This is a genomic window from Flaviramulus sp. BrNp1-15, assembly GCF_022259695.1.
Lineage (GTDB): Bacteria > Bacteroidota > Bacteroidia > Flavobacteriales > Flavobacteriaceae > BrNp1-15.
The window spans coordinates 3,342,479-3,363,556 of sequence record NZ_CP092099.1 but is presented as its reverse complement, the minus strand read 5'-3'; the positions used below and the strand labels follow the sequence as shown (position 1 = coordinate 3,363,556).

The window sequence follows — 21,078 nt, the reverse complement described above, 5'->3', positions numbered from 1 at the left end:
AAATAAAAAGAGGTTGTATACAATCGTAATACAACCTCTTTGTTTGTTAAATATTTACATATGTTTATGTATGATTATCTTTTTCCTAAATAATATACTGGACCACTAGGATCATTAAAATCTATACTGATAACATAATTTCCAGCTTCAGAGGCAATATTGTTGTCTGCATCTTGGTCTAAAATATTATCTGCATTAGCATCACCATAATCTCCTCCCCATGTATCATTTTGACGGAATTTAATTTCTCCATCTAATAGCGTTATGTTTTCAGCGAACCATACACCTGGTTGAATTTCTGTTAAGTGAGCATCAGGACCTGCATTACCCCAATCGTTATATCCAGATCCTACAACACCCCATACATCAGCAACTTCAATAGAATATGAGTTGTCCTTTAAATCTACTGTAACTAAATAGTGTCCTGCGGTCACAGCAATATTATTATCTGCATCTGCATCTAGAATACCATCTAAATTTGCATCTCCTAAATCACCACCCCAAGTGTTATTCATTCTGAATTTTATATCACCATCTAAAAGAGCTACGCTTGCTTTAAATGTATCTGTGGTATAATCATAATATAATTTTGCATCTGGACCTGCATTACCCCAGTCATTAAAACCTGAACCAACAATACCCCAAGAAAATTCTTCTATGGTATAAGACATATCATTAGTATCAATAGTGATTTTATAATCACCCGCTGTCACAGCAATATTGTTATCTGCGTCAGCATCTAAAATACCATCTAAATTTGCATCTCCTAGGTCACCGCCCCAAGCATTATTTTCTCTGAATTTAATTTCTCCATCAATTAAATTAACGTAAGATACAATTACACCTGGTGTATCTGTAGTGTAAAATTTACCATCAGCAAATCCACCCCAGTTATTATAACCAGAACCTACAACACCCCAACTAGCAATTTCAAAAGCACCGCCACCACCTGTAGTTGGAGCTTCAAGTAATTTTAAAGTAATCGTTTGAACTGCGCTGTAAGATTCTGTAGTAGATGAAGCATCTCCTACAAAACCTCTAATTCTAAAGCTTAAATCTCCAGTATCAGGCTCTGTTGTATCAGGGTCGTTATCTAATCCTGCTTCTTCTGCTAAGCTTTTTAAACCAGCGATACTTATTGTTGCTTGAGTATCTTGTGTTACACCAATACTACTAACTTGCATTACATCTGAAAAATCTCCAAGAACAGAGTATTGAACTTCGTACGAAACATTAGTTGGAACATCAAAATCAGCTGGATTCCATGTGAATAAAACACCAATGTTAGTATTAACATCGTTCCCTGCAGGCAAAATATATTCTTGAAGAAATGTATTCGTAAACTGGAATTCTCCTTGAGGAGCTGCAATAAATTCTAAAGCGTCATCTTCTTGACAAGAGTTAAAGCCTACTAAGGCTAAAATCATTAAAGTTATTATTTTAATATTTTTCATGTTTTTAATTTTTTATTAGTAACCAGGGTTTTGTTGTAAATTAGGATTTGCTCCTATAGCTTGTTGTGGAATTGGAAAAAGTTTATAATGTTCTGGAATAGAAGTTCCATTAGGTGTGTTTCCTTTCCATGGCCATAAATAAGAACCTCCTGTAAATTTCCCAAATCGAATTAAATCTGTTCGTCTGTGACCCTCTAAATTTAACTCTCTTGCGCGTTCATCAATTAAAAAAACTAAAGTTAAATCACCCTCAGAAATAGTGCTTGCATTTGAACGTGTTCTAACATTATTTACATACTCAACTGCTAAACTCATACTTCCACCAGAAGCGCCTCTAACAACACATTCTGCATACATTAAATAAGCATCAGATAATCTATATAAAGGAAAATCTGTACCAGAAAATTCTGTCGCTGTAGAGGTTGCACCAAAATCATTATTTCTGAATTTTATTGAAGGATATCCATCTGTCCATTCTTTATAATCGGTCATTTCATAGTTGTGACCTTCTGTCCAAAATAATGTTGATCTTACATCAGTAGAAGTTTCTAAATTCCCAAATAAACCGTACCAAGCTTCTGTTGCTCTATGACCTTGCCATCCTGCTGATGCACCAAAATCGGCAATAGGCATTGTATCTGGACTTAAATTTCCGTTAACAATATAAGTTGTGTTTCCATAACTTTGACTATTAATAGGATCTGCTATTAACGGATAGATTATTTCTGACGAAGCGTCATTGTCTCCAGTAAAATTACTACCAAAGTTAGTTGCCAATTGGTAACCACCTTCATTGATAACCTTACTAACATAAGTTAAGGCTTCACTGTATTTTGGAGTTCCAATATAGACTTCAGCGTTTAAGTATAGTTTAGCTAAAAGCATATCAACTACATACTTATTGGCTCTACCGTAATCGCTGGTAGTAGGCATATCGGCTTCAATTTCTAAAAGTTCTGCTTCAACGTAATTAAACAACTCTTCTCTAGTAGCTTCTGGAAGCGGATTACTTTCCCCTAAATTTTCTTCAGTTGCTAATACACCTTTTCCAAATGCATCAATTAGATAGAAATAAGCTAAAGATCTTAAGAACCTAGCTTCTGACCTTGCTAATTGAGCATCAGCAATATCTGAAGCATTTAATACTTGTATTAAGTTATTACATTGTGGTATAGTGTAATAAATTCTGTTATATAAATATCTGAAGAATTTATTATTACTATCCCAGTTAGATGTTGTTGTTAATTGATCTAAACCATCATCTCCCCAGCGGTTTTTCATTCCATCTGCCGAGAAATCTTGTAAATTTACAATACCTCTTAAAAATGGAGATTCACCTGCATCATCACTAATATCTGAGCTTCCAGGTCCATTTGGTCCAGATAATGCAAAAGAAGCATATAGTCTAGAAACAATACCATCAATAGCTTCAGGATCGTCTTGCAATAAATTGTCTAAAGTTAGCTGTACTTTAGGCTCAGTATTAAGGTCGTCTGTACAGGATACAATGCCTAACATTGTAAATCCTATAAATATTAATATTACTTTTTTCATAATTATTTTTTTAAAAGTCTAAGTTTATACCAAACGTATATACTGTTGGTCTTGGGTAAAAATTACCATCAATTCCATCGAAATTTTCAGGATCTTGCCCACTGTAATCAGTTATAATAAAAGGATTGGTTACTGCTCCATAAAATCTAATGGTTGCATTTTTAATCATATTATCAAATCTATGACCAAGTGCTATGTTATCGCATCTTAAAAAAGTGGCATCTTCTAAGAAATAATCAGAAAACTGAATGTTCCCGTTAACATTTTCAAAAACAGGATCTGCAGCTCCATCGTAAAAATTAAGAACATTAGTAATACTAGTGTTATTATTAGGCGTTGCACTATCAGTAAAACCAAAGTTTAGTTTATTAAAGTTATATACGTTTCCTCCTATTTGACCTCTAAAACTAGAAGATAAATCCCAGTTTTTGTAATTGAAATTTAAACCAAATCCGTAAGTCCAATTTGGTGCTATTTGCTCATAATAACGATCTGCATCGGTAATGTTATTATCTCCATTTAAATCAACAAATGCATTTGGGATAGGGTTACCATTAACATCATATACTTGTTTTAATACAAATGCACTTCCAGCTTGTTCGCCTACAGCATGTCTCTTTAAAAACACACCTGTTCCACGAAGGTTTCCACCAGCAGGAATGCTTGGTAAATTATTTAAATCTGATACTTCAGTATTGTTATAAGATATATTTGAGTTTATACTAAATGAAAAATCTTCAGTTTGAATAGCATTTATGTTAAGATTTAACTCAAAACCTTCACCTTCTGTTTCTCCTACATTATCAACAAATGTGCTAGAGAAAGCTTGACCAGGAGGAACAGGTACATTAGCTAGTAAATCTGTAGTTTCTCTTTTATAAATATCAAATGATCCTGATATAAAATTGTTTTTAAAGAAATCAAAATCTACACCAAGGTTATAAGTTGTAGTTTTTTCCCAAGTTAAATTAGGATTAAAAGGTAAAGCTGAATATAGAGAAGAACCTGGTAAATATTGGCTATTACTATCACCAGCAGCAAATAATGGAATTGAAGGATAATAACCTACAACACCAGTAATATCCTGTTGGCCTGTTTTACCCCAACCAAGTCTAACTTTAAAATCATTTACAAACTCTACATCTTTAAGAAAAGACTCTTGCTTAACTTTCCAAGCTAATGCAGCTGCAGGGAAATAACCCCATCTATTATCTTCAGTAAATAATGAAGATGCATCTGCTCTAAAAGACACCGTTAATAAATATTTTTCAGAAATATCAATATTAGCTCTTCCAAAGAAAGATTGTAAGTTTAACACATTATAGTATCTAAAATTTGGATTTGCAGTGTTATCTAGTATTTGCTCTCTTAAGCCTGTTTCATTATTATAACGAAAACGGTCTTGATTTCCATCATTTTTAAAATTTTGATAAGAGTACCCAACTTGTACATCAAATTTGTTAACAATACCATTATCGAATTCTTTAGCATACTGTGTGTAAGCATCAAAAGTAGTATTTGTGATATGTTGACTTTCTCTGTAATTTACACCTGGGTTAAAAACAAATGTATTTTGAGTTTCTAAAGGTCTGTATGTTGCAAGAGAATTATCTGAAAATGATTCTTTAATTTTTGATCTAGACGCATCTAAACCTACATTTACAACGGCTTTTAATTCAGGCAAAAAAGGCATTTTATAATCTAGTTGCGCATTACCTAAAAATCTAAATACGCGTTCTGGTCTTTGTCTTTGTTTAAGCAACGCTAAAGGATTGTATTGACCATCTAATAATAAACCATTTGTATTCGTGTAATAACCACCAAAAACATTGTCAGCAGAATTATTAAAAACAGGTTTTGTAGGATCGAATACTAATGCACCGTATAAAACACTTCCTGTATCAATGGCATTTTTATCTGCAAAAATACCTTTAGCATTTACATCTAGTTTTAAATTGTCATCTAGTAATGTTGGTGTTAATTTAAATGAAGCAGTTACTCTTTCATAATCATCAGTTTTTACAACACCTTGACTATTTGTGTAACCAACAGAACCTCTAAAAGGTATTTTCTCAAAAAGATTAGCTCTGGCGCTAAAATTTGTATTAGAAGAAATAGCTGTTCTAAATACAGCATCTCTCCAGTCAGTATCATATATTGCTCTACCGTTTATAACTTGAGAGACTGTTTCATTAGTACTAACTGAACCAACATCTACACCTAGTCTGTCAACTAGCGTTGGATGATATTCTTGAATAAATCTTACATACTCATCACTGGTCATGATGTCTAATCCTTCTCCAGGATTACTAACAGAAACATCTGAAGAAAAATTAAATTTAACATCTCCTGATGTACCTCTTTTTGTTGTAATGATAATTACACCATTTGAGGCTCTTGACCCATAAATTGCTGTTGCAGAGGCATCTTTTAATATAGAAAAGCTTTCTACATCATTTGGATTTACTAATGATAAAGGGTTACTAACACCTGCTGGACTATCATTACCGATTGGAACACCATCTATAACAATTAATGGATTGTTTTGTGCATTTAATGAAGCACCACCACGAATTCTAATATTTGGTGCAGAATCTGGCGATCCACCTGCGCTAGTAATTCTAACACCAGCAGCTTTACCATTAAGTAATTGATCTGTAGACACAATTGCACCTCTGTTAAAGTCTTTTGACGAAACTACATCAACCGATCCTGTAGCATCTTCTTTTTTTACGCTACCATAACCAATTACAACGATTTCATCTAATTGTGCAGCATCTTCCGATAACTGAACATTTAAATTAGCTTGACCATTATAGGTTATTTCCTGAGCTTGAAAGCCAAGGTAAGTAAATACAAGAACATCTCCATTATTGACTTCGATCTGATAGTTTCCATCAAAATCTGTAGAAGTACCTGTTGTTGTACCTTTAATGACGACATTAACACCTGGAAGTGGTATTGAAGTTGATTGTTCGGTTACTGTTCCTCTAAGTGTTGTTTGTCCGAACGTAAGTGCTGGGGCAAAAAACAATAAAAACAGTAAACTGTGAATAATTGTTTTCATATAATTTAATTAAATTAATGTGTTAAATAGTTTAGTTATATTTTCACTTCTCATGTCAAAGCTATGTAAACAAATTGTTAAGAAATAATTTCACATTGCGAAATTCGTAACGAAAACGTTTTCGTGTTGACAACTTTTTAATATTTAACATATTTAATGATAATTGCATAAGTATAATTCAATAGAAAATAAATGTGATATCTTTATAAGGAATGATAAATAAGTACTTTATTTGAAATAAAGTTTGTAATAATGAAACGAAAAATCACCCTAAAACAAATAGCTAGAGAATTAGATGTCTCAATTTCAACAGTTTCTAAAGCGTTAAGTGGAAGTAAAGAAATTAGTGAAGATACTACACAAAAAATACAGGCTTTTGCAAAACTGTATAATTACAGGCCAAATAATATTGCTTTAAGTTTAAAAAATCGAAAAACTAAAACTATAGGTATACTAATTCCTGAGATTGTACATCACTTTTTTTCTACAGTCATTTTGGGTATAGAATTAGTTGCAAACAAAAGAGGATATAATGTTATTGTTGGACTTTCTAATGAGTCGTTTACAAAAGAAATTATAAACATGGAGATGCTTGCAAATGGTAGTATAGATGGGTTTATTCTATCTATTTCTAAAGAAACTTTGCTAAAGCAGGATTACCACCATTTTAATGCAACCATAAATCAAGGTATGCCTATTGTTATGTTTGACAGGGTTGTAAACGATGTTAATTGCGACAAGGTTATTGTTGATGATTATAAAGGCTCTGTTAAAGCTGTAAACAAACTAATTGAAAAAGGCTGTAAAAATATAGCTTTAATAACCACAATGGACTACGTAAGTGTAGGTAGATTAAGAACTCAAGGATATTTAGAAGCCTTACAGGAAAGTAAGAGAGCAGCCGATTCTAATTTAATTTTAAAGATTGACGAAGAGTTGAATGTTGAAGGACATTTAGATATTTTAGAAAATGAAATTGAACAATTTTTTAAATCGAATAATAAAATTGATGGTGTTTTTGCAGTTAACGAATTGTATGCTGTTACAGCTATGAAAGTAGCCAGAAAATTGGGTTTAAAAATACCTAAAGATATCCAAGTCATCGGTTTTACAGATGGTGTACTTTCAAAACATGCTACACCTAGTTTAACAACTGTTAGTCAGCATGGACAAAAAATAGGAGAACAAGCCGCAGATTTACTCATAGATAGGTTAGAGTCTGAAGAAGATGAAAATGCAGAATATATAGAAGAGGAAGATCGTATCGATAATTTTAAAACTATAGTTATAGAAACTGAGATTATTGAAAGAGAGTCAACCAAATAGAATATTTATTGGGTAAGATTAAAATCTTTTATATCTTTGCAACTAAATCAAAACTTATATTTTCACTTCTCACAATAAGTTTTGATAAGTAATTACCGCTTATCAAATAGTATTAATTTTAATATACTATTTAATGGAAAAGCGTAGATTAAGTTTCTGGCAAATCTGGAACATGAGTTTCGGGTTTCTTGGAATCCAAATGGGTTTTGCCCTTCAAAATGCCAACGCAAGTAGAATACTTCAAATTTTCGGAGCCGATGTTCACGAACTATCTTGGTTTTGGATTATTGCACCTTTAATGGGGTTGATTGTTCAACCAATAATAGGTCATTATAGTGATAAAACATGGGGTAAATTTGGTAGAAGAAAACCTTATTTTTTAGTAGGTGCAATTCTTGCATCAATAGGTTTAGTTCTAATGCCGCAAGCCGATATGTTTATCGCATTTCTACCTGCACTCTGGGTAGGAGCGGGAATGCTCATGATAATGGATGCTTCTTTTAACATTGCCATGGAACCTTTTCGTGCTTTGGTTGGAGATAATTTAAGAACAGACCAAAGAACTCTTGGGTTTAGCGTGCAAACAGCTTTAATAGGTTTTGGAGCAGTTATTGGCTCTTGGTTACCGTATGCTTTAACCAATTGGTTTGGTGTATCTAATGAGACATCTCAAGGAATTGTACCAACAAATTTAATTCTATCATTTATTATTGGAGCAGTAATATTAGTTGTTTCAATTTTAGTAACTGTTTTAACTACTAAAGAATATTCGCCCGAAGAATTAGAAAGTTTTGAAGATGAACAAGCACATGCTGAAGCCATAGTTAAAGATGATAAAGATGAAAAATCTAGCTTGTTAGATATTTTTGAAGACTTCAAAAAAATGCCAGTAACAATGCGTCAATTAAGCTGGGTTCAGTTTTTTTCTTGGTTTGGTCTTTTTGGTATGTGGGTATTTGCTACCCCAGCTATTGCACAACATATTTATGGATTGCCTTATACAGATAGTAGTAGTGCAACTTATCAAAATGCAGGTGATTGGATAGGAATTCTTTTTGGAGTTTATAACTTAGTATCTGCCTTTTACGCTTTTGCTTTGCCTTACATTGCAAAAAAAATAGGAAGAAAAAAAACGCATGCAGTCTCATTAGTTATAGGTGGCTTAGGTTTACTTTCTATTTACATAATGCCAGATAAAAACTGGCTTATTTTATCAATGATAGGAGTAGGTATTGCTTGGGCAAGTATTTTGGCTATGCCTTACGCTATTTTAGCGGGGTCTATTACGCCAAAAAAAATGGGGGTTTATATGGGGATTTTCAATTTCTTTATAGTAATCCCTCAAATTATTAATGCCTTAATTGGCGGTCCACTTGTAAAATATGCTTATGGTAATCATGCCATATTCGCTTTGATAATGAGTGGTGTAAGTTTTTTAATTGCAGCATCTTTAGTGTTTAAAGTAAAAGATGTTGATGATGTAATACAATCATAATTAATGAATAAAATAGGAGTTATATTCGATTTAGACGGTGTCATAGTAGATACTGCTAAATATCATTTTCTAGCTTGGAAAAATCTTGCGGATGATTTAGGGTTTGAGTTTACCGAAACACATAATGAATTACTAAAAGGTGTAAGTAGAGTAAGGTCTTTAGAGATTTTACTTGATATAGGAAAAGTAAATATTTCAGAAGAAAAAAAGCAAGAATACCTAATTAGTAAAAATGAAGATTATCTGCAGTATATTAATAAAATGGGGCCTGAAGAAATACTACCAGGTGCTGAGAAATTACTTGATACTTTAGATACTTTAGGAATTAATTATGTTTTAGGTTCAGCAAGTAAAAATGCACCATTAATTTTAAAACAAGTTAATTTGTTTCACAGGTTTAAAGGTATTGTAGATGGAAATAGCGTATCTAAAGCAAAACCAGACCCTGAAGTGTTTTTAATAGGCGCTAAAAAACTAAATTTATTTCCAGAACAATGTATTGTTTTTGAAGATGCCATAGCAGGTGTTGAAGCTGCTAATAAAGCAAACATGACATCTATAGGTATTGGAGACAAAGAAACGCTTAGTGAAGCAGATTACAATTTTAATAACTTAACAGAAATACCCGAAAATTTCTTTGAAAATTTTCTTTCAGATAATAATTAGAAAAATATGAATCAAGATTATATAAAGCCAGATAATTGGTCAATTATAGAAGAAGGATTTGATGCAAATCGTGTGAAATCATCCGAAAGTCTTTTTAGTATCGGTAATGGTGCTATGGGACAAAGGGCTAATTTTGAAGAACGTTATTCTGGGCCAACCTTTCAAGGTAGCTATATTGCCGGTGTTTACTATCCAGATAAAACCCGTGTTGGTTGGTGGAAAAATGGGTATCCAGAATATTTTGCTAAAGTATTAAATGCACCAAACTGGATTGGTATTAATGTATCTGTTAACGGTGAACAATTAGATTTGTTTACCTGTAAAGATGTTGAAGGTTTTAGAAGAGAACTTAACATGAAAGAAGGTTGGCTGTCAAGAAGTTTTGTAGCCACTCTTCAAAATAATATAAAAGTTGAAGTAAAAGCTAAACGTTTTTTATGTTTAGATTTAGATGAAGTAGGTGTTGTTAATTATGAGATTAAACCTCTAAATAGTGATGCAGAAATAATTTTTCAGCCCTATTTAGATTCTGGTATTACAAATGAAGATACCAATTGGGATGATAAATTCTGGGACACATTAAGTGTGAGTCATGAAAATAATCAAGCTTTTATTCAGGCTAAAACAATGAAAACAGATTTCTATACCTGTACGTTTATGGAATCTCAAGTTTTTATAGAAGGTAAGTCTGTTTTAATAGAGCCAATTATTCAAGCCGATTCAAACTATGCTTCCTTTAGTTATAAGCAACAGGTTAAACAAAATGAAACTTATACAATTCATAAGTATGGAGGCTATACTGTAGATAGAAATCATGACAAAAACGAATTGGTTTCTGTTACAAAAAATGTTTTAGAAACAGCTACAAAAAAAGGATTTAATCAACTATTAGAAAATCAAAAACAAGCTTGGGAAACTATCTGGAGCATGTCTGATATTACAATAGAAGGTGATGTAAAAGCACAACAAGGTATACGTTTTAATATCTTTCATTTAAACCAAACTTATTTAGGAAAAGACTCTAGATTAAATATTGGTCCAAAAGGATTTACTGGAGAAAAATATGGTGGAAGCACGTATTGGGATACTGAGGCTTATTGCATTCCTTTTTATATGTCAACTAAAGACCAACAAGTAGCCCGAAGTCTTTTAGAATATAGATATAACCATTTAGAAAAAGCTATTGAAAATGCTGAGAAGTTAGGTTTTAAAAACGGTGCAGCATTATACCCAATGGTTACTATGAATGGAGAAGAATGCCATAATGAGTGGGAAATCACTTTTGAAGAAATTCATAGAAACGGTGCTATTGCATTTGCTATTTATAACTATTTACGTTACACAGGAGATTATAGTTATGTTCCAGAAAAAGGATTAGAAGTACTTATTGGAATTGCGCGTTTTTGGGAACAGCGTGCTACATTTTCTAATGATAAAAACAAATATGTTATTCTTGGAGTTACAGGTCCAAATGAATATGAAAATAATGTAAACAATAATTTTTATACCAATTATATAGCAAAATGGTGTATTAATTATACGCTTGAGAATATTCAAAAAATAATGATTGAATATCCTGAAGATTACATGAGAATAATGAGTAAAACAAATCTGTCAGACACCGAGTTAAATGCTTGGAAAAAGGTTTCAGAAAACATGTATTTTCCTCATTCAGAAAAACATAATGTTTATCTTCAACAAGACGGATTTTTAGATAAAGAACTAATTACAGTTAATAATTTAGATAAATCAGAACGCCCAATAAACCAAAAATGGAGTTGGGACAGAATTTTACGTTCACCATATATAAAACAAGCTGATGTATTACAAGGATTCTACTTTTTTGAAGATCACTTTACAGATGAAGAGCTAGAGCGTCATTTCGATTTTTATGAACCTTTTACGGTGCATGAAAGCTCATTGTCACCTTGCGTACATAGTATTCAAGCTGCGAAATTAGATAGAATGGAACAAGCTTACACCTTCTACTTACGTACTTCTAGATTAGATATAGATGATTACAATCACGAAGTACATGAAGGTTTACACATTACATCAATGGCTGGAACTTGGATGAGTATTGTTGAAGGTTTTGGTGGTATGAGAGTTAAAAACAACACGCTTTCTTTCACTCCTAAAATTCCTAAACAATGGGATGCATATTCTTTTAAAGTTAATTTTAGAGGACAGATATTAAAAGTTAATGTTTCTCAAAACGATACCACATTCGAACTTAGTGGAAACACAGAATTACAAATACAAGTTAATAACAAGTCAGTTACCATTAAACCAAATAGCTTGGTAAAAGTTTAATTTAAAATAAAACAAAATGAAGTCATTAATACCAGCCATAGCCCTATTGTTTTCAGTTTTTATTGGAGCGCAAGAGTTAAAATCACCAAACGGAGAGCTCACTATGCAGTTTTCTTTAGAAAATGCAGGAAGACCAACTTATAAGTTGTCTTATAAAAATAAATCTGTTATTAAACCTAGTCATTTAGGGTTAGAATTAAAAAATGACAAATCATTATTAAATGACTTCACAATTGTAAAAAGTGAAACAGCAACTTTTGATGATACATGGCAACCTGTTTGGGGTGAAGAAAAAGATATTCGCAATCACTACAATGAGTTGGCAGTTACTTTAAAGCAAAATGAAACCGATCGAATTATCTTAATTCGTTTTAGATTATTTGATGAAGGACTTGGGTTTCGTTACGAATTTCCAACTCAAAAAAATCTAGTGTATTTTACAATTAAAGAAGAAAAAACACAGTTTGCTATGACTGGAGATCATACTGCGTTTTGGATTCCTGGAGATTATGACACACAAGAATACGATTATACCGAATCTAAATTATCAGAAATAAGCAAAAAATTTGATGCTGCTGTAACTGATAATGCATCACAAAAACAATTTTCAAAAAATGGCGTGCAAACTGCTTTGATGATGAAAACCTCAGAAGGGTTATACATTAATTTACACGAGGCTGCATTAATTAATTACTCATGCATGCACTTAGAATTAGATGAAGAAACTCTGATTTTTGAATCGCATTTAACGCCAGATACAATTGGAGATAAAGGCTACATGCAAGCGCCTTGTAATTCACCATGGCGAACCATTATGGTAAGTGATGATGCTAGAGATATTTTGGCTTCAAATATTACCTTGAATTTAAATGATCCTTGTAAAATTGAAGATACTTCATGGATAAAACCTGTAAAGTACATTGGTGTTTGGTGGGAAATGATTACAGGAAAAAGCTCATGGTCTTATACTAACGAATTACCTGCTGTACAACTTGGAGTTACAGATTACTCAAAAGTAAAACCTAATGGCACTCATGCAGCAAACAATACAAAAGTTAAGCGTTATATCGATTTTGCTTCAGAACATGGTTTTGATGGGGTTTTAGTTGAAGGCTGGAACGAAGGGTGGGAAGACTGGTTTGGTCAATCTAAAGATTATGTGTTTGATTTTGTAACACCTTATCCAGATTTTGATGTTGAAGAAATTCACAATTATGCAAAATCTAAAGGCGTTAAAATGATTATGCATCATGAAACTTCAGGTTCGGTGCGTAATTATGAGAGGCATATGGATAAAGCTTATCAGTTTATGAAAGATAATGGATACGATGCTGTAAAAAGTGGGTATGTTGGTAATATTTTACCACGTGGCGATTATCATTACAGTCAGTGGATTGTTAATCATTATCAATATGCTATTGAGAAAGCTGCCGATTATGAAATTATGGTTAATGCTCATGAAGCAGTAAGACCAACAGGTATTTGTAGAACGTATCCAAATTTAATAGGAAACGAATCGGCAAGAGGTACAGAATTTCAAGCTTTTGGTGGTTCTAAACCAAACCATGTTACCGTATTGCCTTTTACACGTTTAATTGGTGGACCAATGGATTATACACCTGGTATTTTTGAAATGGATATTAGTAAACTCAACCCTAATAACAATTCACATGTAAATAGCACGTTGGCAAATCAGTTGGCATTGTATGTAACCATGTATAGTCCATTACAAATGGCTGCCGATTTACCAGAACATTACGAGCAATTTATGGATGCTTTTAAGTTTATAAAAGATGTAGCAATAGATTGGGATGAAAGCATTTATTTAGAAGCAGAACCAGGACATTACATCACAGTAGCTCGAAAAGAAAAAGGAACTAATAATTGGTTTGTTGGTAATGTGAATGGAAATGAAGCAAGAACCTCAAATATAAAGTTAGATTTTCTTGAAAAAGGTAAAAAATATGAGGCTACTATTTATGCTGATGCAAAGGATGCTCATTACAAAACCAATCCGCAAGCTTATACTATTAAAAACAAAAAAATGACTAGTAAGTCAAAACTATCACAATTGTCTGTTCCTGGTGGTGGATTTGCTATAAGCATTAAAGAAATTGATTAAAATATAAGATTTATGGCCTTTCAGTTTAAAAAACAAAAAAGCAATCCATTCGTTTACATACTGTTTTTGTGCGCTATCGTACTTACATCGTGTAAAAAACAAGATAATGAAACTGTAGAAATTGAATCTACGGTGGTTGAAAGCTATGATATTGAGCGGGTAGAACCATTAAATTGGTGGGTAGATTTTAATAATCCTGAATTACAACTTTTAGTAAGACATCCTAATATTTCTGAAACAAACCCTAGTATTTCACACAAAGGTGTAACAATAGAAAAAGTGCATAAAGCAGATAGTCCTAATTATTTGTTTATCGATTTAAAGATTTCTGAAACAGCAAAAGCAGGTAAATTCAATATCATTTTTAAGCAAGAAAACAAAGATGATTTAGTTCATACTTACGAGCTTAAATCAAGAAAAAAACCAGCTGAAGAATACGTTGGTTTTGATAGTAGTGATGTTATGTACTTAATAACACCAGATCGTTTTGCGAATGCAAACCCAGATAATGATGTTAATACAAACCTGTTAGAAAAAACGGTTGATAGAACCCAAGATTATGGAAGACATGGTGGCGATATTAAAGGCATTACAAATCATTTAGATTATATAAGCGATATGGGCTTTACAGCAATTTGGCCTTGTCCGTTGTTGACTAATGATATGCCCAAATCATCATATCACGGTTATGCAATGACAGATTTTTACCAAATAGATGCGCGCTTTGGTACTTTAGAAGAATATGTTGAGTTAGCAGATAAAGCAAGAGAAAAAGGTATAAAATTAGTCATGGATCAAGTGGCAAATCATTGTGGAAGTGAGCATTGGTGGATGAAAGATTTACCTTTTAAAGATTGGGTAAACCAGCAAAAAGCATTTGAAACTAATACACCATTAAATAATTCTAATCATCGTCGCACAACAAATCAAGATATGTATGCTTCTCAAAGGGATAAAGATGAAATGAATCAAGGCTGGTTTGTTCGGTCGATGCCAGACTTAAACCAACGTAACCCGTTTATGGCTAAATATATTATTCAAAACAGTATTTGGTGGGTAGAAATAGCTGGTTTGGGAGGTATTCGTCAAGACACCTATCCTTATCCAGATAAAGATTTTATGAGTGATTGGGCGGGTGCCATAATGACTGAATATCCAAACTTTAATATTGTTGGAGAAGAATGGAGTACGAATCCTTTATTAATTGCCTATTGGCAAGAAGGTCATCAAAACAAAGATGGTTACGATTCTAATTTAAGATCGACAATGGATTTTGCAATGCAAACTAACATTGTTCAAGCATTAAATGAAGAAGAATCTTGGAACAATGGGTTTGTTAAAATTTATGAAGGATTAGCAGTAGACTTCGCCTATACAAAACCAGAAGATATTTTGGTGTTTCCAGACAACCACGATATGAGCCGTATTTTCACACAATTAAATGGAGATATCCCTAACACAAAAATGGCTTTGGCTACGGTATTAACTATGCCACGTACTGCTCAAATTTATTACGGAACAGAAATTTTAATGAACGACTTTGAAAAACCTGGAGACCATGGATTGCTTCGCGGAGATTTTCCAGGAGGCTGGCAAGGAGACACAGTTAACGCTTTTACAGGAGAAGGTTTAACTGATGCGCAAAAAGACATGCAATCATTCCTTAAAAAAGTATTGAATTACAGAAAATCCAGTAAAGCCATACACAAAGGAAAAACGGTTCATTTTGCACCATTTATGGGTACTTATTTTCTTTTTAGAATGATAGAAGATGAAGTTGTTCTTTTAATTTTAAATAAAAATGAAAACCCAATTACATTAGATTTAAAACGCTATGAAGAAATAGGTTTAAAAGGTAAAACTTTGAAAAACATTGTAACTGACGAAGATTTTATTTGGAATGATACTATTGAATTAAAAGAAAAAGGAGTGTTGCTATTGTCAACTAAAAAATGAAACAATCGGTTTACATATTAATCTTTTTTGCCTTTCAGTCAACTTTTGCTCAGGTTACTTTTATAATTAATAAATTATCTAAAAACACTCCTGAGAATGCTTCGATTTATATTTCCGGAGACTTTGAAAACTGGTCTGGTGGTCAGGAAAAATATAAGCTATCTAAAACAAACAAAACCTATTTTATTACTCTGCCTCAACAAAACGGTTCAATAAACTTTAAATTTACTCAAGGGGCTTGGAACAATGTTGAAACGGATAAACAAGGTGATGATATTAAAAACCGTAGCTATACCTTTTCAAAAGAAAATGATACTGTTTTTGTAGAAGTTTTAAATTGGAATAAAAATAATACTATAAAAAAATCAACTACAACAAATAACGTTTTTATTTTATCTAATAATTTTGATATTCCACAATTAAAAAGAACACGTAGAATTTGGATGTATTTGCCTCCAAATTACAATCAAACAAATCAATCTTTTCCAGTAATATATATGCATGATGGACAAAATATTTTTGACAGTAGTGCTTCTTTTTCTGGAGAGTGGGAAGTAGACGAAACTTTAAATAAAATTTATGAAAAATTAAATTTCAGCTTCATAGTTGTTGGTATCGATAATGGGCAAAACAAAAGATTAGACGAATATTCTCCTTGGAAAAACAACAAATACGGCGGTGGTGAAGGCGACGCTTATCTTGAGTTTGTAGTTAATACTCTTAAACCTTATATAGATGCAAACTATAAAACATTAGGCAATAAAAGCAATACAGCAATAATAGGAAGTTCTATGGGTGGTTTAATATCGTATTATGCAGGATTAAAATATCCGGATGTTTTTGGTAAAATTGGAGTCTTTTCACCTGCGTTTTGGTTTTCACCAGAAATCAACACCTTTTCAAAAGAACATGGAAACATTAAAAACTCAAAAATTTACTTTTTAGCAGGTGGAAAAGAAGGAAATAACACTGGTTTTCAGGAAATAAACGAAACCGTTAAAGGCATGTGCAATATTATTGATGTAATAAAAAAAGAAGGCTTCCCAACAAAAAACATTGAATCTAAAGTTGTTCCAAATGGAAAACACAATGAAGAACTTTGGAGAACTAATTTTGAAGAAGCTGTACTCTGGTTATTTAAAAACTAAATTAATCTAAATATATAGTAGAAATGAAAAAACTAATTCTAATTTTATTATTGGCAACAGTATTTGCTTCTTGTAAACAAGAGCAAAAAACTGATAAAACTGTTGCTGAAACCACTGATGACATAGCTCCTGTTTCGACAGAAATGATGGAAAGTGCCGTAATTTATGAAGCTAATATTAGGCAGTATTCGCCTGAAGGAACCTTTAATGCTTTTGCAAAAGACATTCCTGTTTTAAAGGAATTGGGTGTTAAAGTTATTTGGATTATGCCAATCAACCCTATTTCAGAAGTTAAAAGAAAAGCTACCGATGGGTCTTTTACAAGTGATATTGAAGATGAAGAAGAACGTAAAAAATATCTGGGAAGCTATTATTCAGTTTCAGATTATAAGGCCGTAAATCCGGAATTTGGGACTATGGAAGATTTTAAAAATCTTGTAAAAACAGCTCACAAGAATGGTATTTATGTAATTATTGACTGGGTTCCAAATCACACTGGTTGGGATCATCCATGGATTACAGAACACCCAGAATGGTATACACAAAATGAAAAAGGAGAAATTATTGATCCTTTAAATCCTGATACAGGAGAATCTTGGGGTTGGACAGATGTTGCCGATTTGAATTACGACAACCAAGATATGAGAAATGAAATGATTTCAGACTTAAAATATTGGTTAAACGAAGCTGATATTGATGGTTATAGAATGGATGTAGCTCACAAAGTACCTGTTGATTTCTTCGAAAGAGTAACTAAAGAATTAAAAACAATAAAGCCCGTTTTTATGCTTGCTGAAGCAGAACAACCAGACTTACTTGTTAATGCTTTTGATATGCAATACGGTTGGGAAGCTCATCATATCCTTAATCATATTGCTAAAGGAGAAAAAACTGTAAAGGATTTTGAAGACTACATGACTAAAATTGATTCTACACTTCAAGATGATGATATTAACATGAACTTTGTTACTAATCATGATGAAAATTCTTGGAATGGTACGCTAAAAGAGCGTATGCCTAATAATAAAGAAATCTTTACAGCATTAACTTATGTAATGCCTGGGATGCCTTTAGTTTATTCTGGTCAGGAATACGATATGAGTCATAGACTAAAGTTTTTTGAGAAGGACTCTATACCTAAAACAAAAGGAAAATACTTTGACCTTCTAAAAAAACTAGGTCAACTTAAAAATTCTAACCCTGCACTAAACGGAGGTAAAAATCCTGCGTCTTATAAAATATTAAACTCTGAAAACAATGCTTTAGTTTTAGAAAGAAGAAAGGGAAATAATATGATACTTTTTATTGGTAATTTTTCAAATGAAGGAAATAAAATAAATGTTCCAAAAGGGAATTTTTTAGATTATATGACAAATACTCAAGTAGAATTTAAAGGAGATGACATGGAAATAAACCCTTGGGAGTACAAAATATTAGTAAAGTAAAATTAGTGAGTGACTAGCTCAAAAATAAGTCTTCTGGATATTCTGGAAGGCTTTTCTTTTTTTGCTGAATATAAATTTGCTACTTTTGGCAAAACGTAAAAATTAATAAATAAAATCAAATGAAAATAATGAAATTTTTAAGTCTGATAACACTAGTTTTATTGGTAGTGTCTTGTAATAAAAATGGTGTTTCAAAAAAACCATTAAAAACAGAGTTAGATTCTGTTAGTTACGCGATTGGAATGGATGTAGCTAAAAATGTAAAAAAGAGTTTTGATGACGAATTTGATAACGATTTATTTATTCAAGGCTTTCTTAATGCTTCTGATTCTACTGATATTATGATTGAAGAGACAAAAGCACAACAACTTGTTAGAGCTTACTTCCAAAAAAAGCAACAGGAAGAAATGGCTAAAAGACAAGAAGAAGCTAAAGTAAATAAAGAAGAAGGAGATAAGTTTTTAGCTGAAAATAAATCTAAAGATGGTGTTGTAACAACAGAAAGCGGTTTACAATACATTGTTTTAAAAGAAGGAACTGGACCAAAGCCAGCTGCAACAGATAAAGTAAAATTACATTATCATGGTACTTTAATTGATGGAACTGTATTTGATAGTTCAGTTGATAAAGGAGAGCCAATAACATTAGGAGCTAATCAATTTATTAAAGGATTTACCGAAGGTTTATTGTTAATGCCTGTAGGGTCTAAATATAAATTATTCATTCCTAGCGATATAGGTTATGGTGCTAATCCAAGACCAGGAGGGGCAATTAAACCAAATTCAGCATTAATTTTTGATGTAGAATTATTAGAAATAGTTAAGTAATTTAAAACTACTTATCACAATAAAAAAACAGGAGGCTTAGCTTCCTGTTTTTTTTGTTTAAAAGATTTTATAATGATATTAAACGGTTAAGGTTGTAACTTTGCATATATTAAATTTAATCAAATGAAACATAAAGCAGGTTTTGTAAATATCATAGGGAACCCTAATGTTGGTAAATCTACATTAATGAATGCTTTCGTTGGTGAGAAATTATCAATTATTACTTCAAAGGCGCAAACTACAAGACATAGAATTTTAGGTATCGTAAACGGAGATGACTTTCAAGTTGTTTTTAGTGATACACCAGGAATAATAAAACCAGCTTACGAGCTTCAGGAATCTATGATGGGGTTTGTTAAATCTGCTTTTGAGGATGCCGATGTATTAATTTACATGGTTGAAATTGGTGAACAGGAATTAAAAGACGAAGCTTTTTTTAAAAAAATAACCAATTCTAAAATACCTGTTCTATTATTATTAAATAAGATTGATAAATCAGACCAAGAGCAACTGGAAAACCAAGTACAATTATGGGCACAAAAATTGCCTAATGCAGAAATTATCCCTATTTCAGCCTTAGAAGGTTTTCAGGTAAAAGAAGTTTTTAATAGAATTATTGAATTACTTCCAGAATCGCCACCATTTTATCCAAAAGATCAATTAACAGATAAACCAGAGCGTTTTTTTATAAACGAAACCATTAGAGAAAAAATACTTCTTCATTATAAAAAAGAAATACCTTATGCTGTTGAGGTAGATACCGAAGAGTTTTTTGAAGAAGAAAATATTATTAGAATTCGCTCAGTTATTATGGTTGAGCGCGAGACTCAAAAAGGAATTATAATTGGTCATAAAGGAAGCGCTTTAAAGCGTGTGGGTGTAGAAGCTAGAAAAGATTTAGAAAAGTTTTTTGGAAAACAAATTCATTTAGAGCTTTATGTTAAAGTGAACAAGAACTGGCGTAGTAATCAAAATCAATTAAAGCGTTTTGGTTATAATAACTAATAACTTTTTAAGATTTAATAATAACTTTTTGATTACGTGATAATTAGTTAATACAATAATTCAATATTTGCACAATCAAAATGTTAGTTTTGATAAGTTTTGAGTTAGTTAGTTTATAAAAAGCTTTGATTATTCTTCTTTAATCAGGGCTTTTTTTATGACCTAAAACCTCATGCATAAAATCATTTAAAGTACGCATTTCACTAATACTTGACGCTTTACCAATACTGCCTGCAAAGTATAAAACTACCCAAATAAGAATCATTAAAATGGTAACACTGGCTTGAACAGCAAAACCCTGTTTTAAAGACCAATTAGTGTACGTCCAAATACTAAAAGCAATAAATAAGCCTGCAATTAAAAAATGAAGAAACATGAAAAGGGTCCAAACAGTTGGGTTAGGGCCAAATAAACCACGTAGTATACATGAGTTTTCATCAATTGAATTAATTTCAAGATGTAATTGCGGTGACCAAAACTTTTGTTTATGTTTTGGGAATCTAATATAAACGTGGTCATCAATTCTTGTAATAATAAATTCAGACTGTATTGTTTTGGTGTTCTCAAAATCACTTAAAACAGCTTCGTTATATCTTGGAATTTCTATTTTAAAGCGAGGTCTTAAAACTATGTCATTACTTAGTGGCATCAAATAGTTGGTTTAGGCATAGTAAATTACTAATTTTTATTTAAAGAGTAA

At 32.0% G+C, this 21,078-nt stretch carries 14 protein-coding genes; 10 read left to right on the top strand and 4 right to left on the bottom strand.

The features are described from left to right. Nucleotides 1-74 precede the first annotated feature (74 nt). The 3 genes from MBM09_RS14950 to MBM09_RS14940 are packed head-to-tail and all read right to left on the bottom strand — an operon-like array spanning nt 75 to nt 6,075. Entirely contained in the window at nt 75-1,454 is a 1,380-nt protein-coding gene (locus tag MBM09_RS14950) for a SusE domain-containing protein (RefSeq protein ID WP_238674515.1), read from the bottom strand. Between the two features lie 15 nt (nt 1,455-1,469). After that, the gene (locus MBM09_RS14945; RefSeq protein WP_238674514.1) at nt 1,470-3,008 is read right to left on the bottom strand and encodes a RagB/SusD family nutrient uptake outer membrane protein; all 1,539 of its coding nucleotides are present in this window, start codon (nt 3,006-3,008) and stop codon (nt 1,470-1,472) included. Between the two features lie 10 nt (nt 3,009-3,018). After that, the gene (locus MBM09_RS14940; RefSeq protein WP_238674513.1) at nt 3,019-6,075 is read right to left on the bottom strand and encodes a TonB-dependent receptor; all 3,057 of its coding nucleotides are present in this window, start codon (nt 6,073-6,075) and stop codon (nt 3,019-3,021) included. Between the two features lie 252 nt (nt 6,076-6,327). On the opposite strand from MBM09_RS14940, the gene MBM09_RS14935 reads away from it, so the two are divergent. The 10 genes from MBM09_RS14935 to era all read left to right on the top strand — a co-directional run bounded on the left by MBM09_RS14935 (nt 6,328) and on the right by era (nt 20,378). Beyond that, nucleotides 6,328-7,401: a LacI family DNA-binding transcriptional regulator gene (locus tag MBM09_RS14935; RefSeq protein WP_238674512.1), complete on the top strand. Its 1,074-nt coding sequence runs from the start codon at nt 6,328-6,330 to the stop codon at nt 7,399-7,401. Nucleotides 7,402-7,534: 133 nt separating this feature from the next. After that, nucleotides 7,535-8,896, top strand: a complete 1,362-nt coding sequence (locus tag MBM09_RS14930; RefSeq protein WP_238674511.1) for an MFS transporter — start codon at nt 7,535-7,537, stop codon at nt 8,894-8,896. A gap of 3 nt (nt 8,897-8,899) precedes the next feature. After that, nucleotides 8,900-9,562 carry a beta-phosphoglucomutase gene (gene pgmB / locus MBM09_RS14925; protein ID WP_238674510.1) on the top strand — a complete coding sequence of 221 codons (663 nt, stop codon included), beginning with the start codon at nt 8,900-8,902 and terminating at the stop codon, nt 9,560-9,562. A gap of 6 nt (nt 9,563-9,568) precedes the next feature. Beyond that, a complete protein-coding gene (locus MBM09_RS14920) occupies nt 9,569-11,875 on the top strand; it encodes a glycoside hydrolase family 65 protein (protein WP_238674509.1) in 2,307 nt (768 codons plus the stop codon). 16 nt (nt 11,876-11,891) lie between these two features. Then, nucleotides 11,892-13,997 carry a glycoside hydrolase family 97 protein gene (locus MBM09_RS14915; RefSeq protein WP_238674508.1) on the top strand — a complete coding sequence of 702 codons (2,106 nt, stop codon included), beginning with the start codon at nt 11,892-11,894 and terminating at the stop codon, nt 13,995-13,997. Between the two features lie 12 nt (nt 13,998-14,009). Continuing rightward, the gene (locus MBM09_RS14910) at nt 14,010-15,953 is read left to right on the top strand and encodes a glycoside hydrolase family 13 protein (RefSeq protein WP_238674507.1); all 1,944 of its coding nucleotides are present in this window, start codon (nt 14,010-14,012) and stop codon (nt 15,951-15,953) included. Continuing rightward, entirely contained in the window at nt 15,950-17,101 is a 1,152-nt protein-coding gene (locus tag MBM09_RS14905) for an alpha/beta hydrolase-fold protein (protein ID WP_238674506.1), read from the top strand. Before MBM09_RS14910 ends, MBM09_RS14905 begins: the two co-directional genes overlap by 4 nt. 23 nt (nt 17,102-17,124) lie before the next feature. Further along, nucleotides 17,125-18,546, top strand: a complete 1,422-nt coding sequence (locus MBM09_RS14900) for an alpha-amylase family glycosyl hydrolase (protein ID WP_238674505.1) — start codon at nt 17,125-17,127, stop codon at nt 18,544-18,546. A gap of 128 nt (nt 18,547-18,674) precedes the next feature. Then, the gene (locus MBM09_RS14895) at nt 18,675-19,373 is read left to right on the top strand and encodes an FKBP-type peptidyl-prolyl cis-trans isomerase (protein ID WP_238674504.1); all 699 of its coding nucleotides are present in this window, start codon (nt 18,675-18,677) and stop codon (nt 19,371-19,373) included. Nucleotides 19,374-19,496: 123 nt separating this feature from the next. Beyond that, nucleotides 19,497-20,378 (top strand): GTPase Era, encoded by an 882-nt coding sequence (era, locus tag MBM09_RS14890; RefSeq protein WP_238674503.1) that lies wholly within the window; start codon nt 19,497-19,499, stop codon nt 20,376-20,378. A gap of 139 nt (nt 20,379-20,517) precedes the next feature. On the opposite strand, the gene MBM09_RS14885 is transcribed toward era, so the two are convergent. Beyond that, on the bottom strand, nt 20,518-21,027 hold the full coding sequence (locus MBM09_RS14885; RefSeq protein WP_238674502.1) for a GTP-binding protein: 510 nt from the start codon (nt 21,025-21,027) through the stop codon (nt 20,518-20,520). Between the last annotated feature and the right edge of the window lie 51 nt (nt 21,028-21,078).

Coding starts and splice junctions, on each gene's coding strand:
- MBM09_RS14950 (WP_238674515.1), bottom strand. CDS start 1,454: ATGAAAAATATTAAAATAATAACTTTAATGATTTTAGCCTTAGTAGGC.
- MBM09_RS14945 (WP_238674514.1), bottom strand. CDS start 3,008: ATGAAAAAAGTAATATTAATATTTATAGGATTTACAATGTTAGGCATT.
- MBM09_RS14940 (WP_238674513.1), bottom strand. CDS start 6,075: ATGAAAACAATTATTCACAGTTTACTGTTTTTATTGTTTTTTGCCCCA.
- MBM09_RS14935 (WP_238674512.1), top strand. CDS start 6,328: ATGAAACGAAAAATCACCCTAAAACAAATAGCTAGAGAATTAGATGTC.
- MBM09_RS14930 (WP_238674511.1), top strand. CDS start 7,535: ATGGAAAAGCGTAGATTAAGTTTCTGGCAAATCTGGAACATGAGTTTC.
- pgmB (WP_238674510.1), top strand. CDS start 8,900: ATGAATAAAATAGGAGTTATATTCGATTTAGACGGTGTCATAGTAGAT.
- MBM09_RS14920 (WP_238674509.1), top strand. CDS start 9,569: ATGAATCAAGATTATATAAAGCCAGATAATTGGTCAATTATAGAAGAA.
- MBM09_RS14915 (WP_238674508.1), top strand. CDS start 11,892: ATGAAGTCATTAATACCAGCCATAGCCCTATTGTTTTCAGTTTTTATT.
- MBM09_RS14910 (WP_238674507.1), top strand. CDS start 14,010: ATGGCCTTTCAGTTTAAAAAACAAAAAAGCAATCCATTCGTTTACATA.
- MBM09_RS14905 (WP_238674506.1), top strand. CDS start 15,950: ATGAAACAATCGGTTTACATATTAATCTTTTTTGCCTTTCAGTCAACT.
- MBM09_RS14900 (WP_238674505.1), top strand. CDS start 17,125: ATGAAAAAACTAATTCTAATTTTATTATTGGCAACAGTATTTGCTTCT.
- MBM09_RS14895 (WP_238674504.1), top strand. CDS start 18,675: ATGAAATTTTTAAGTCTGATAACACTAGTTTTATTGGTAGTGTCTTGT.
- era (WP_238674503.1), top strand. CDS start 19,497: ATGAAACATAAAGCAGGTTTTGTAAATATCATAGGGAACCCTAATGTT.
- MBM09_RS14885 (WP_238674502.1), bottom strand. CDS start 21,027: ATGCCACTAAGTAATGACATAGTTTTAAGACCTCGCTTTAAAATAGAA.